Below are 13,623 nucleotides of genomic sequence, written 5' to 3' on the forward strand. Positions count from 1 at the left end.
ATTTATTCTCTCTCTTGAATATGCTGAACCATTTCATCCACAAATGCAGAGACTTCTTGCCAGGTTTCTTCGGTCAAGATATCGCTTGCATGATTTAGTTCCGCTTTAGTTAATGCTCGTTGAATTAAAACTCGCCATTTTGGGAATTGATTTTTAGCCCAAGTTCCAGCTTTTAACTTAGAGCCTTGTTCCTGATGTTGGAGCACATACAAAGCCCTGCATAGAGTTAATACAGCATAATATTGATACCCTAAAGAATTTCTGGTATGAATAACCCAATCTTGCCACTCAATGGCCTGTTTTTTGACATGCTCTATAAACTCACTATTTGATACAGGAGCAATAATCGACTTTGCTGATGGACCGTATAGAATGAGACTATTTGTTTGCAACAAATAGTAATTAATAAGCCAATCTGTTCCTGCTTTTTTGAGGTGAAACGGTTCTCCTGGGCTAATGACAGCAATTTGACCTTGCTCTGTCTTAAAATGTTGTAACATTCTATAAGATGCATAAGCCACTTCAATTCGGTCATTCCAAGCTGGGAAATTCTGAACAAGATTGGTATGCAAATCACCTAAAGCTGCAAATTCTTCTGGTGTCATTTCTTGGTTTAATGCCACAAGAACATCAATGTCGCTGGTTGTTTCATCAAAATCACCCCAGACGAATGAACCATACACGTAAACACCCAACAAATGTTCTTTTAAAATCGATTGCAAGCCGGATAGTAAGTCATTAAGTAAATGATGCACTACCCTAAACTCTATATGTGGTTTATTCATTTGCTACCCCACTATCCACTAAGTCTTGAGACTCTTCTTTTCGTTCATCGGGTAAAAACCCACCTACCTGCGCATCCCACAGTGTTTTGTACAAACCACCGCGATTCAATAGTTCAGTATGTGTACCGTCTTCAACAATATGACCTTTATCGAATACTAAAATTCGGTCCATATGCAGGAGAGTAGATAAACGATGCGCAACTACCAAGGTTGTTTTTCCCTGCATCAACTCCCAGAGACTCTCTTGAATGTTGGATTCTGTAATGGAATCCAGCTGAGACGTGGCTTCGTCCAACATTAAAATGGGCGCATTTTTTAAAATCGCCCGTGCTATGGCAATGCGCTGGCGCTGACCACCTGAAAGCTTCACACCACGTTCACCGACCAAGGTCTCATAACCTTCTGGCAAAAGACTAATGAATTCATGCGCATGGGCCTTCTTGGAGGCTGAAATGACTTCCTCATCCGAGGCTTTTGTCCTGCCATAACGAATATTATCCATGAGGTTTCGATGAAAAAGAGTTGGGTCTTGTGGAATCATGGCAATGGCTTGCCTTAAACTCTCTTGAGTCACTTCGGATAGGTTTTGACCATCGATTAGAATTTGCCCATCCACTACTTCATAAAGTCGTAAAATCAAATTAACAAAAGTGGACTTGCCGCTTCCTGAATAGCCCACCAAACCCACTTTTTGACCGGCTTCAATTGTGACCGACTTATTCTGGAACAGGGAGTAACCACCTTGGTAATGAAATTTTACCTTGGAAAATTCAATTCGTCCCTGCGTGACAATTAATTGGGGTGCATTATTCTTATCCTGTATCTCATGAGGGATGACCAATGCATTTAAACTTTGCTTTGCTTTACCCAAGGCTTGGTTAAATTGGTCCACTTGGTACATGGTGTACCACATCATATGCCCCAATTCCATGGAAAGTCCAAGAATCAAAGCAAAATCACCAATGCTCACCAGTCCCTTGCCATACAAGTGAATTAAGGTAATCGATGCCAAACCCATCATTACCGCAATCATTCCACCTTGGGCGCAGCATAATAAAACAATAAACAGTTCTTTTTTCTGAAAAGCCCGTTGTACCGAGCGAAAAAAAGTATTCATACGCTCTACTTCAAAGCCTTTACGTGAAAAAATACGAATATTGGATTGATTCGCCAGGCTATCGACTAATTGCCCAGAAAGCTGTGATTCAGAACTTGCATGGTCATCAGATAATTGGACTAATCGTGCCGACATCCAAATACTAAATGAAGCAAAGGCAATAAACCAAAAAAATAAAATATAAAAGAACAAGACATTAACAAAATAGGCTGTAATAAATGAAACCACTAACAACGAAGCACCACGAAGAAAATCGACAGACACGCGATGCAAAATAATCTCAAGATTATCAGCAAGAGTGGTAATTTGTGTGGCAATTCGCCCAGATAGATTATCCTGAAAAAATTGCGTACTACTTCCCAGCACATACTCAAACATTTGGCTAATGATTTGGTTTTTAATCACTGCTTCGTATTTGTAGTTCAAGTACCCAATTGTTCGCCAGGTGATATTGTCAAAGACAATAAAGTTCACTACCAGTAATCCAGCGATCCAATACAAAGAGGAGAAGTCTGTATTTGTCTTTGCCGCTAAGGTATTAATGAAGGACTTAATCAATAAACTATTAAACGGTCCCCAAAATCCAGCCATTAAAGCAAGCAGGATAAATAAAAAAACCATGCGACGATACGGTTTTAAAAAATGCCACATAAAAGAGCCTATGTGATTAGGCAAACGATTAGTCATCATGATAAACACCCTCTGATTGTTCCCCATTGAAATGATATATCTTCCCTTGATGAACGTGATACCTGGTTTCAATGTGAATGGATTCTAAAAAGTCATGGTCGTGAGAAATAACCAACATTGCGCCTGGAAATTCACGTAATACCTCGATGATATGAGCGCGTGTCTCCAAATCCACATTGTTGGTTACCTCATCTAAAATAAGTAGTTTAGGCGGATTGGCGGCAATTAAGGCTAAAGAAAGCCTTGCCTTTTCACCACCAGAGAGATCTTTGACCTGTAGTTCTACTTCTTCATTTTTGCGAAATAAAAAGTCATTCAAATGGACACGAAGTTCAGCATGAGAAGCATGGGGCATCTGACTTTTCATCAAATCCAGAACTGTTTCGTCACAATCCAGATGTTGATAATGCTGATCGAGATACCCAATTGTATTGCGCTCTGGAAGAGTCCATTCACCTGTTCTCTTAATGTGACTATCCCCCAAGATCGCTTTGACAAAGGTGGACTTCCCTGATGCGTTGTCCCCATACAATGCCACCCGTTCGCAGCCATTCAAGTGAAAATGAATCTCTTCAAGAATCACATCGAAAGCCTCGTAGGCAATAGAAGCGTCTTGAATCCTGATTAAGGGCTTATGGTGGTCAAGACCATTTAATTTAAATTTGGGCTTAATCGTTTCCGGAAGATTTAAAGATGAAAGCTCTTCAAGCGCCTGTTGTTTTTTATGATTAATCTGACTTAATCGTTGATTTCCTGTTGTCATTGCATTGGCCAGCTTTGAATGAGATCGAATCGTTGGCCATTTACGCTGCGCTATCTTTTTTTCACCCTGTACACGAGAACGTTTGTTCCGTTCTTGTTCTCTCATTAGAGCAAGATGGGATTCTTTCTTCTCACGTGTAATCCGTGATAATTCCTGTTCAATCGATGCTTTCTTGTCTTTAAGCATGTGCTGATAATCACAATAAGCCCCTCTAAATATAGTGAGCTTACCTAAATCAATATGCCATAGAGTATCTGCGACTGTATTGATGAGCTCCGTATCATGAGAAGCAATGATCAACGTCCCTGGATAATGCAGGAGCATACGCATTAAAGAACGACGATTGCGTCTGTCCAGATGATTTGTGGGTTCATCCAACAACAACACATTCGGATCTTCAGACAATATTTTGGTTAATGCTTGGTTTAATCGTTGACCACCACTTAAATCAGGACACTCTTCAATCACTTGGGGTAAATAACCAATACGAACATCCTGTGGCATTTTAATTTCGCCAGCAGAAGCTGAACAAAGACCAGCAAGCATCTTAAGTAAGGTTGATTTTCCTGAGCCATTTCGGCCAATCAATGCAATACGCTCACCAAAATGGATTTCACCACTGAAGTCTTGAAAGCAGATTTTATGCGGATAGATAAGACCTAGGTCTTTAAATTGAATCGGTTTATGGTGCATGGTTTACTCTTAAGCATGTCTTTTAGGACAATAAAAAAATAGAAAATCAAAAATGACTTTCTCTCTTCGCCCTATAGATGGGCGTACTTAAGATGTAATTTTCATGGCGTTATAAACCTACTTTTGAGGGTTTTTCATATTATTTCAAATTTTAAAGCAAAATAATCACTAAAGTCAATATGAATTTTTGACTGCAACGGAGTGCGTGTTGCATCACTGATTTCGGCTCTATTTAGATTATGTCGGGTTACCTATTTCAGTGATGCAACGGGAGTGTACATAACTGGGTATTTAAGCAATCGAAAAGGCATTAATGGATCAGGTTTGGATTGATGCTCTAAAAGAAAATAAAGATAGGCTTTTTTATTGTCTATCGTTGTTTTATAACACATCAACTTCAGACTCTTGACGTACCTCATTAATATAGGAGCGAGGCTGCATTTCTAATTTAGAAAAATCAATGCGCTCGCGTTATCATGTGGCAACCAAGCGTTCAAAAAATCACGTGCAACCCGAATGTCTGCCATAGCTGTTCGAAAAAATTGATCGTGTGGGTTAGTAATTTTGGTTTTTATTTTTATTCATTCTGTGGCTGATCGAGATCTGAAATACCAGCCCCCGTATTATTGCTATTAATCAAATAAAAATTTCCCGAAAAGATTATTTTTTTGATGATTTATATGGAATTATGGTGTAGCAACTTCAAGAAGACTGGCTGATATTTTTGGACCTTCCAACTATAATATTTAAGAGTAGTGATAGCACTTTATCATAAATAAAAACCATATTCTATTGATAGTAAAAACAAGGGATTTTAAAAAAGGGTAAAATTTATCACAAGGGTGTACCCTTGTGATATCGGAAAGTCCTTTTTTTGAAATTATGTGTGATCGCTCGGTATTAGCCATTGTTCTCTTGATTTTTTAGAGACTTTAATAAGAAAAGGCTGAAATCAAATAGCTGAATTTGTTTAAATAATTTCGAGATCCTCATTGAGCGTTTATTATTACGGGGAAGGAAAATAATTGTTTGGTCATAAAACGGTCGTGGGGCAGGGTAAAATCCAACTGGAGCACCAAAATGTTCACATTCTTCACTAATAAAGAACCAGTCTTTACTGTTTACAGAAAAAAGGTCAAATTGATTTAATAAAGAAAATACGGACTTTGCGTCTAAATGAACTGTATATAGTCTACCGCAAATAGGAATTTTTTTGTTTAATTTTAAGGCAAGATATCGAGCTGCTGAAAAATGATGAGATCCTCCACTATTACATAAATGAATGCGGTTGTTATCCCATGCATAACAATACAATGAAGGATTGTTGAGTACTCGTCCACCCTCCCACTGTAAATTTTTGTTTAAATTTTGTTCTGATATATCGGTGATTAAATTATGGTTAACCGTTGTTGCGAAATTATCAAGGGTTTTAAACAGGCTCAAATCTGATTTTGATGCGCCAAGGCAATCAATATCGCGAATATCACACCACCAATTTTCTGTTTCATTAACTGTAACGATATATTCTAGTTCTGGAATATATTGTAGCGTTGAGTCGTATCTTTTCCTTAGATTCAGGGTATATTTTTTATCAAAATAAAAACCATCCCACTTGTTCCAATGAATTATTTGATCCGAGTTAGCCGTTTGGGGAGGTGTTTTTAATACCACTTGTAGCTGAGAGTGACTTTTGATTTTTTTTATAAATCTTGATGGGTGTAAAAAACCTTCTTGTATCGAATCAACAATTAAATTAAGTACAGTCCCCATGCTTATCCTTTGTTTAGACTTGCGTTTAACTAGCTCAAAATCTAATAATGCCAAAGAAGTATTCCTTTTAATATTGATAAAATACTGTTTTTTTAGTTGTTTCCATTATATATCTAAAGTGTTTAGGTTTTTTTTGTTTTAAAAGGAGTTGTGTAGTTGGCTGTAATATCATTAGCCTCTAACTTGTATTGATTCAGACGTTGTTTGACAGTTTGACTGTCTTCAAACTTATTATCAGTGGCTATAGATCTTATAAATTGACGAGCGTTATTAACTAACTTTTCTAATAAGTTCTTATTTATTATTTTTATATTTTTACTTGGAGAACACGCATACTCAAAACAAGCAGATAAATGAATCATAATAGGTACACATTTAGCACCATTGCCATAATTGTTATTAAACCAAATTTCAGAACCATTCAGCTGGTTACAATCGTGTTTACAAATAAGATCCGTAGTTGCACCATTTTTACATTCAATAACTAAAAATTTTAAATCATCCAATAGCCAGAGATTATCTGGTCCTTTTCCATAATCATTTTCTGGGCGTTGGCCTATAAAGCCAAGAAGGTATGCTAAATCTTTAAAAGCATCTTCAAATATATTTGCAGTGCCTTCACTAAATATAAGTTTTGAAAATACTCCCTCTGCATAGATAATAAGTTTGTTCCCATCTTTAAATTTTTCTTTTAAATAGGTAGAACATTGTATTGCTTGTGATCCGGTATGATTTTGTAGTGGTCTATAACAGATGCCTTCGATTGGTTTAAGAACCCTTAAATTATCAGATATAGCGGATAACTGAGTTTTTTGCGATTCCACCTTATCGTACTTGTTTATATATTCTGACATATATTGTTTTAACACGCCTCTTAATAAAGGATCTTCATTTGACCTATTGATTTCATTCAAAATTCTATTTGCTGCTTCTTGTGGTTTCCCAGAGCGATCTAAATCGTAAGCCTCTCTTAAAGCTATTTTTATTGGGTCAGTTTTATTTTGATTAGAATAATTTAAGTCTGCCATAATACCCCTGCTTAACTTAACCCATTGAGGATCCCTTTTTAGACAGTAGTTTATGACGGTTTTAATCTCATCAGCTCCCTTTTCTTTTATTTGGTCTGCTATTTGCTCTGATAGTTCTAATTGAGCCTTTGTCGCGGGTGAAAATAGTTCTAAAGTTTCGCCCGTATAAAGCTGAGAAGTAAGATCTTTCCCCATAAGAAAAATGACGCAATAATCATCATTAGATCTAATTCCTCTCCCCATCCCCTGTTCCACTTTATGAACTATTTGATTTACTCTGTTCGAACTACCCGCAAGTTCACTCTGGCGAATTTTATCAATATTATTTCTGGCTGCTGGTAATCCATCTATAACTAACAATCGGCAAGCATTTTCGGGTAAATCAATCCCATCATATTTGTTAACTAAAATAGTTAATCCAATATGAGTCGTTTTAAGTTGTTCAATTCCATGAAGTATACTGTCTTTATTTAAAATGAGATTCGCCGCATCCTCCCAAAACTCCACTCGCTTGTTAGAAGGGACAATTACTACTACGTTATATTCTTTGGCTAATTCCAAACATAATGCTTTAACATCACTATCAAACATATTGGTGTTAAGAGCTTGTGGTAGTAAGATTAATCTGTCACCTACATCTCCCGCTGAATCTGGTGTGATTGGGGTATTAAGGTATTGGGGGCTTACACCAAAATGGGTGGTTAAGACGCTATCGTCCGATAATGTGGCAGTCATAAATATTTTTCTTGATGCATTACTCAGAGATGGAATCACATCGATTGGAATACAATTACTTGTAATTTCAATGGTATTCTTACTAATTACGCAACTACATCGCTCTAAATTTTCTTTAATCAATGCCCATTTAAATTTTATTTCTTCATGATTTTTGTTTTCAATTAAAACCTGCATTACATTACTTAGATTTTCTTGCCAGTTCCAATATGGGATTAAGATGTAGGCAAAAGGATCCCCTGATTTAATCTCCAAATATTTTGCTTCTGACTGCCTTTTCATTGCCTCTTCAAAAATACTATATATTTTTTTATGTGCTGGGTTAGAGGATGATACATTCAAAGTGAATTGTTCTTCGACTGTATTTACGCATGCATGGGCATCATCAATAAGGATCGTTTTAATGGGTATTTTGGTTCCTTCATCCCCAACTCCAAATACTGATTTCCCGTTAATTAATTTATATATATTAGTTACTAAAATTGCTTTCCCTTTTAAAAAACTCTCATTTTCAGGGTTGTCGACTGCATTTAATCCAAGATCTTTTGCTTCGGATAAAACTTGCTCTACTAAAAAATTATCTGGAACAATGTAAACTACAGGACCTTTCTTCTCATTCAGGCAACTTTTTAAAATTAAAAGACCAACCACTGTTTTACCGCCGCCTGTATTCATTTTTATGACCAGGTTTCGTTCCTCTTTTCGGTCAAACCACTTGCTCCATACTTGAGATTGCACATCGCGGGGGTAATGAAATTTGTTTGATTTTTTATTGGGTAACGCATTAAAAATTTCTCTCGGCTTTAAAACAGTATCAACAGTTTGTCCCGTACCCAGTTTGGAAAAATCTAATGCCATTTAATATCCTTTAAAGTTTACTGTTAATCCATATTGGCCAAAGAGTAATTAGGCCTGTAATTGCAATTTTAAGTGCATGTTCAGCGCATCAGCAACCTTCACCAGGGTCTCTAATGAAGGGATAAATGAACTATTGCCACTTTCAAGGCGAGAAATAACAGATTGTTTGGTTCCAATTTTACTGGCCAATTCAGATTGCGTCATATGTCGCTTTTTACGGGCATTTACAATCATTACTGCTATATTATTAATAATTTGCTCACGCTCATAGTGCTTGGCAAATTCTTCATCTTGATTGATTTTATCGTTAATAAATTCATTTAAGGTAAGTGCTTTCATGATCGTATACCTCCATCATTCGTTTTTCAGCCAGTTCAATTTCTTGCTTTGGCGCTTTTTGTGATTGTTTTTTATAGGCATGTAAAAGAACGATGATTTCTTTTTGAATGCACACATAAAAAAACCGATAACCACTGCGCGATGTTTTAATTTTAATTTCCCAAAGCGAGCCTTTTATTTGCCTGAATTGCACCCGTGGGCTATCAAAACCCAGTTCTTCAACACTCTGTAAACAACCAGCAAGTCGCGCTATTTCATCGGACGGTAAATCATTTAGAAATTCCGCCACGGGGTTTTTGCCCGATTTTTTTTGATAAAATTTTATTTTCATATTAATTTATAGCATAAATGTGATAATTTGGAAAGTATTTAACTAAACTTAATCCATGGATTTTAGTTTATTGCTTAACGTTTCCGAGTTATTCAATGATTCTAGTTTATCGAGCAGTTCCTTGATTGGTCTATGATTTTTTAGTAAAGGGTTTGCCCACAAAAACAAGATATCGTCGTCAGTTAATATTTTTTGCACTATATCTGGCTTTTCCTCCAGTAAAATCTCTACAGCACAAGCTACTAACCATTTCGAGGTTGATAGTTCACCTTTTGCGATTTCCTCAATAGTTTTTGGAGCAATACTTTTATCTTTACTAAAAAGCATCCTGGCTTTTTGGTGCAGTTTTTCTGATTTATTGTGAATGGATAATAATTCAGAGAATACCGCCTGAATTTTCAAAGAAACATCTGTTTTTACATTTTCGGAAAGTCCTAGTTGATTAAGCAGTGTCAGCGCTTGTTGTTTTTTTTCATCAGGAAGGCTTGCTGTCTTTATTTTAAGTTGCCCAATAGCGGCACTTATCATGGCATCATAAACATTCAAGTCGATGTGATCTTCAAAACATAACTTGCTTAGTTCATCAATAGCATCAATAAAGCTACCGGGTAATCGAATTCTAAAATCTTTTTGCTCGGACAGAGCCTTTGTGGAAAAGTAATGCTCAATAGCCACTAGATTATTCATGTAGTGCTTTAATTCAATGGTTTCTTCCTGGCTTAATTTATCCCAGCTATCGAATTCATCGCAGTTATTTGCTTGAAATGAGCCATAGGTTGTTTTTTTATCGGCTGATTGCACGTGAACTCTAGGTGGTTTATTCATGTTTGCTTTAACGGCAAACGATAATTTTTTCATGAATCTACTCCTGTTAATGGCCTACTCCCCACAGTAGGGAGTAGGGCAATAGTCAGTATTTATAATCGGGTATTCTTTCTATTCTGTTATCAATGAATTCAACCAGTTGATCGCAAAATACTCCTTTCATCGGTTTATAGGGTATCACTGGCCACACCAGCATGTCTGAGAAGTCTTTGTTAAGGTAAAAGGAAATATTGTATAAGTCTTGCGCCTCATCCAACTCGATACAGACAAAACCATCTAAATAACGCGCATGAACTCTTATAGCAAGCGCATTAGACGATAGTTCATACCATTTAGATACGCCCCACGACCAAACGATCGCTTTATTCGTGTGCAGCAATTGTTGTTGGATAATTTCTGGAATAGTCATTGTGTTCTCCTATGTTTTTACTATGTGTCATTAAGACAAGAACAGTATAACAAGGGTAGCAAGAAATTTCAATTACTTTTATAAACTATATTTATAAGATTAATTTATAAAAATAGTTGACAACTATAAGCTTTTTTGAGATACTGTATTTGTTCCTTGAGAACAATAGTAAAAACATAGGAGAAAACATCATGTTACCCATTTTATCAAAAGAAAAACTATTTAAATTAGCCCCTTCCATATTCACACAAGAAAGTTCCCACAAAACAAGTGCTCAGTACTCACCTATCTCAACAGAGCAAATCATTGAAAAATTAATGTCAGAAGGATTTTTTCCAACTTGGGCAACTCAGACCAAAAGCCTTAGTCAAGAATCGAAAGCATTTGCAAAACACATGCTCCGTTTTCAACGCCATGATGTCATGCAAAATAATCAGGGGCTTTATCCAGAGCTTGTTCTTATTAATTCTCATGATGGCCTGTCTTCTTATCGCCTAATGGCGGGTCTTTTTCGGGTTGTGTGTGGTAATGGAATGATTGCGGGACAATCCTATGACGAAATTAGAATTAAACATCAGGGAGATGTTGTTGGAAATGTTATTGAAGGTACTTATAAGGTGATTGAAACCGCGAACAAGATGCTCGATGTATCAGATGATATGGCTTCAATTCATTTAAACGATACTGAAAAGATGATTTTTGCCGAAGCTGCCCATTCTCTAAAATTTTCTGATGATGAGGGCGCAATGATTGTAGCTCCTGAGCGTTTATTGCAACCAAGGCGTTATGTGGATCAAAAAGATAATGATTTGTTTACGGTGTTTAATGTCCTGCAAGAAAATTTAATTAAAGGAGGGATCCGTGGCCATCGTTTAAATAAATACGGTTACACCACTCGAACAAAAACGAGAGAAGTAAAAGCCATTGATCAAAATGTGAAATTAAATCGTGCGTTGTGGACGTTCACCGAAAAAATGATGGAAATAAAAAGGTAACGGAATTTTTTTAGAGGCAAAGAACAATCTCTTTGCCTGATCCTGAAAATAGCGTGATAACAACAGCAAGATGAAAGGAACATTTGATGAAATTAAGACTATACCACGGACGCAATACCCCAGAACAAGAAATGGATGATTGGGGCTTTGAAGGAGCAACACTTAACGGTGTTGATGGGATTATATGGACTTATGGAGTGCTACGAGTGTTTTTTGTCAATGATAGCTCCTTAACGATAGCTAAGGATTTAACGGGATGGGATGAACTAGGGGATGGTTTAGAAATGTGTGTTTATGAGGACTTAATTAAAACCAAAGAGGGGTACTTTGGGGATTGGGAATTAATTTGAATATAAGTGGTATTTTATTGCTATTCTTTTTCCCTCCTTTTGTTAATTTTATATCTTATATATGCGCTGATAATTAATAGTATGTTAATTGATAAGATCACAGAATAATAAAAAATTCTGTGATCTAAAATTAGAGCATCCAATTTATTGATGATTAAAAATAAAAAAATCTTGATGTAAGAAAAAATAGCGTTAATATTAATCAGAATAATAATAAATAAAAATAACGCCACCTTCCGTTTTATTAAAGAAAAAAATAACATTATTGAATGTGCTTTTATTTGTAAGGATCTAATATTCATTCTAGGATAGTACCCTTCCTGATACCAATCCCACCGCTTCTAAGGGTATCGATTTTGAGTTCTCATTAGCGCAGTTTATGCCGTTAATTTTGGCAACTATAGTCCCTGATTGATAATCTGCTTTTAAAATGGAATCCGCAATTGCCGTGCAAGACATGAAATTAATGTTTATTTTAAATCGTAATTGATTTGGGTTATCAGAATCATGAAAAGGAGCCATGACGAATGCGCTGAAAATTGTACCCATGGGTATCGATTTTGATTCCTTAATATCAGACGAGGTGAAATTAAAATTCTTTGTAACCACAACTTCCCCCATCTTGCTTTCTGACACATAAATTCTTTTTGACTCTGATGTGAGTTCATTTTTATGTTCGGCCAGCAGTTTTAGAGACTCATTTTTATTAATAAACGGGATAGGGATAAACCAATCCACAATGGTTATCATGACCTTATCCAGAAAAGGAGGTTCAACACCATGAATTTTCGCGGCAATCTCGGACAACTCTTTTAGAGATATATAGGTTTGCTTTTCTTTTTGATCTAGTTTTGATTGAACTGAATAAGAGTGATAACCAAATAGACCAATAATAGTTAGTGGTATGATGTATTTACATGTAGTCCTAATACGGTTTTTCACTCGGATATCCCTTTTTTTTAATTGTATATTTACTAAATTTAATCCTAATGCGGAACAATACTAAACGGATGAAATAGCCTGTTTCTTCTCTTTTCGATGTTGCTTCCATTCTTTATCTTTAGAAAAGATCATGATTGATGACTCTTCAAAAAAATAGCTAATATCATCAATGCCAACCCATAAGCAATATTCCTTAATTTCAGAATAGATCTCTTTGCTTATTTCGATTTTAATTTTTTCTTTTTCAGGTGTTTTTTTTGCACTAATTAAAGCCATGGTATTCTCCAAAATTAACATAAATTTTATAAAAAATTTAGTTTACTATATCAGTAAAAAAAGGACATAAAAATAAAAATCGAAACAATTAATAGCGATTGGCAAACGGATCATAATTATTGCAATAATTTGTAGATGAATAACTACGATAATTGTTGTCATGATTTCTATAATAATCATCAAATGAATTGCTAGAACCAAATGTATTACCATTTACATCCAGACAACCAATCATTGGCAGGCCGCTTGCAGGATTAATTTTTGTATCATTTGATTCAGAGTAAGAATGAAAAGAATGCCGTTTAGCATACACTGCCTTCTCTTCTTCAGTCCATTCACTATAGGGTCGAAAATGAATGATTTTAGCAATTTTTTTCAGAAATCTTTTTAATATATCCATGATATAAATATCCCTATTGAGTAAATGGTTAAAAAAATACTGTGAATCACAAGTACGCAATTATTACGCGCTTTTCAAAAGATTTAATTTAAATAAATAATACTTAAATGCCCAGTTAAATATACATACAAAAAGAATGACTAAATAAAAAAGAACACACCCCTCGCAATGTTCATTGCATAAAACATATTTATTATTATTCAATAACTTACGTACAGATTTGCATTTTTAATTCTGCTAACTCCTCTGTTTTATATAGGTGCGTATCCACTCTTTAATAATAATCAATAAGTTATAAAATATCAACACCCAATCCA

14 protein-coding genes and 1 pseudogene are annotated in these 13,623 nt (G+C 35.6%); 2 read left to right on the forward strand and 13 right to left on the reverse strand.

What is annotated here, in order from left to right; all coding sequences use genetic code 11:
• Positions 1-2 precede the first annotated feature (2 nt).
• The 10 genes and pseudogenes from Lqua_RS02055 to Lqua_RS02095 form a co-directional block, all read right to left on the reverse strand.
• A complete protein-coding gene (locus tag Lqua_RS02055; RefSeq protein WP_058472651.1) occupies positions 3-785 on the reverse strand; it encodes a nucleotidyltransferase domain-containing protein in 783 nt (260 codons plus the stop codon).
• Positions 778-2,589, reverse strand: a complete 1,812-nt coding sequence (locus Lqua_RS02060; protein WP_115148862.1) for an ABC transporter ATP-binding protein — start codon at positions 2,587-2,589, stop codon at positions 778-780. The genes Lqua_RS02055 and Lqua_RS02060 overlap by 8 nt, the downstream gene beginning before the upstream one ends.
• Positions 2,582-4,048: an ABC-F family ATP-binding cassette domain-containing protein gene (locus Lqua_RS02065; RefSeq protein WP_058472653.1), complete on the reverse strand. Its 1,467-nt coding sequence runs from the start codon at positions 4,046-4,048 to the stop codon at positions 2,582-2,584. The genes Lqua_RS02060 and Lqua_RS02065 overlap by 8 nt, the downstream gene beginning before the upstream one ends.
• A 251-nt stretch (positions 4,049-4,299) precedes the next feature.
• Positions 4,300-4,629: pseudogene (locus tag Lqua_RS18620) on the reverse strand (Rpn family recombination-promoting nuclease/putative transposase).
• A gap of 319 nt (positions 4,630-4,948) precedes the next feature.
• Positions 4,949-5,872: a DUF6685 family protein gene (locus Lqua_RS02070; RefSeq protein ID WP_133141072.1), complete on the reverse strand. Its 924-nt coding sequence runs from the start codon at positions 5,870-5,872 to the stop codon at positions 4,949-4,951.
• 68 nt (positions 5,873-5,940) lie between these two features.
• On the reverse strand, positions 5,941-8,439 hold the full coding sequence (locus tag Lqua_RS02075) for a DEAD/DEAH box helicase family protein (protein ID WP_058472655.1): 2,499 nt from the start codon (positions 8,437-8,439) through the stop codon (positions 5,941-5,943).
• A gap of 48 nt (positions 8,440-8,487) precedes the next feature.
• Entirely contained in the window at positions 8,488-8,778 is a 291-nt protein-coding gene (locus Lqua_RS02080; RefSeq protein WP_058472656.1) for a helix-turn-helix domain-containing protein, read from the reverse strand.
• Entirely contained in the window at positions 8,756-9,109 is a 354-nt protein-coding gene (locus tag Lqua_RS02085) for a type II toxin-antitoxin system RelE/ParE family toxin (protein ID WP_058472657.1), read from the reverse strand. Before Lqua_RS02085 ends, Lqua_RS02080 begins: the two co-directional genes overlap by 23 nt.
• A gap of 48 nt (positions 9,110-9,157) precedes the next feature.
• Positions 9,158-9,967, reverse strand: a complete 810-nt coding sequence (locus Lqua_RS18625; RefSeq protein WP_058472658.1) for a hypothetical protein — start codon at positions 9,965-9,967, stop codon at positions 9,158-9,160.
• A gap of 52 nt (positions 9,968-10,019) precedes the next feature.
• On the reverse strand, positions 10,020-10,343 hold the full coding sequence (locus tag Lqua_RS02095) for a hypothetical protein (RefSeq protein ID WP_058472659.1): 324 nt from the start codon (positions 10,341-10,343) through the stop codon (positions 10,020-10,022).
• 191 nt (positions 10,344-10,534) lie between these two features.
• Here Lqua_RS02095 and Lqua_RS02100 point away from each other — a divergent pair, with 191 nt between their 5' ends.
• Both Lqua_RS02100 and Lqua_RS02105 read left to right on the forward strand, forming a co-directional pair.
• Positions 10,535-11,338 (forward strand): DUF932 domain-containing protein, encoded by an 804-nt coding sequence (locus tag Lqua_RS02100; protein WP_058472660.1) that lies wholly within the window; start codon positions 10,535-10,537, stop codon positions 11,336-11,338.
• Between the two features lie 86 nt (positions 11,339-11,424).
• Positions 11,425-11,688 carry a hypothetical protein gene (locus Lqua_RS02105; RefSeq protein WP_058472661.1) on the forward strand — a complete coding sequence of 88 codons (264 nt, stop codon included), beginning with the start codon at positions 11,425-11,427 and terminating at the stop codon, positions 11,686-11,688.
• Positions 11,689-11,991: 303 nt separating this feature from the next.
• Here Lqua_RS02105 and Lqua_RS02115 read toward each other — a convergent pair whose 3' ends face one another.
• From Lqua_RS02115 to Lqua_RS02125, 3 genes are all read right to left on the reverse strand, one after another.
• A complete protein-coding gene (locus tag Lqua_RS02115) occupies positions 11,992-12,630 on the reverse strand; it encodes a hypothetical protein (protein ID WP_042238340.1) in 639 nt (212 codons plus the stop codon).
• Between the two features lie 60 nt (positions 12,631-12,690).
• Positions 12,691-12,906 carry a hypothetical protein gene (locus tag Lqua_RS02120; protein WP_058472663.1) on the reverse strand — a complete coding sequence of 72 codons (216 nt, stop codon included), beginning with the start codon at positions 12,904-12,906 and terminating at the stop codon, positions 12,691-12,693.
• A gap of 88 nt (positions 12,907-12,994) precedes the next feature.
• Positions 12,995-13,366 (reverse strand): hypothetical protein, encoded by a 372-nt coding sequence (locus Lqua_RS02125; RefSeq protein WP_476630073.1) that lies wholly within the window; start codon positions 13,364-13,366, stop codon positions 12,995-12,997.
• Positions 13,367-13,623: the final 257 nt, after the last annotated feature.

Origin of the sequence: Legionella quateirensis, assembly GCF_001467955.1 — a bacterium.
In the GTDB taxonomy this organism is placed as follows: domain Bacteria; phylum Pseudomonadota; class Gammaproteobacteria; order Legionellales; family Legionellaceae; genus Legionella; species Legionella quateirensis.

Excerpts from the sequence above, each read along its gene's own strand:
- Lqua_RS02100 (WP_058472660.1), top strand. The coding sequence starts at position 10,535 with ATGTTACCCATTTTATCAAAAGAAAAACTATTTAAATTAGCCCCTTCC.
- Lqua_RS02065 (WP_058472653.1), bottom strand. The coding sequence starts at position 4,048 with ATGCACCATAAACCGATTCAATTTAAAGACCTAGGTCTTATCTATCCG.
- Lqua_RS02060 (WP_115148862.1), bottom strand. The coding sequence starts at position 2,589 with ATGACTAATCGTTTGCCTAATCACATAGGCTCTTTTATGTGGCATTTT.
- Lqua_RS18625 (WP_058472658.1), bottom strand. The coding sequence starts at position 9,967 with ATGAAAAAATTATCGTTTGCCGTTAAAGCAAACATGAATAAACCACCT.
- Lqua_RS02055 (WP_058472651.1), bottom strand. The coding sequence starts at position 785 with ATGAATAAACCACATATAGAGTTTAGGGTAGTGCATCATTTACTTAAT.
- Lqua_RS02105 (WP_058472661.1), top strand. The coding sequence starts at position 11,425 with ATGAAATTAAGACTATACCACGGACGCAATACCCCAGAACAAGAAATG.
- Lqua_RS02075 (WP_058472655.1), bottom strand. The coding sequence starts at position 8,439 with ATGGCATTAGATTTTTCCAAACTGGGTACGGGACAAACTGTTGATACT.
- Lqua_RS02095 (WP_058472659.1), bottom strand. The coding sequence starts at position 10,343 with ATGACTATTCCAGAAATTATCCAACAACAATTGCTGCACACGAATAAA.
- Lqua_RS02085 (WP_058472657.1), bottom strand. The coding sequence starts at position 9,109 with ATGAAAATAAAATTTTATCAAAAAAAATCGGGCAAAAACCCCGTGGCG.
- Lqua_RS02080 (WP_058472656.1), bottom strand. The coding sequence starts at position 8,778 with ATGAAAGCACTTACCTTAAATGAATTTATTAACGATAAAATCAATCAA.
- Lqua_RS02120 (WP_058472663.1), bottom strand. The coding sequence starts at position 12,906 with ATGGCTTTAATTAGTGCAAAAAAAACACCTGAAAAAGAAAAAATTAAA.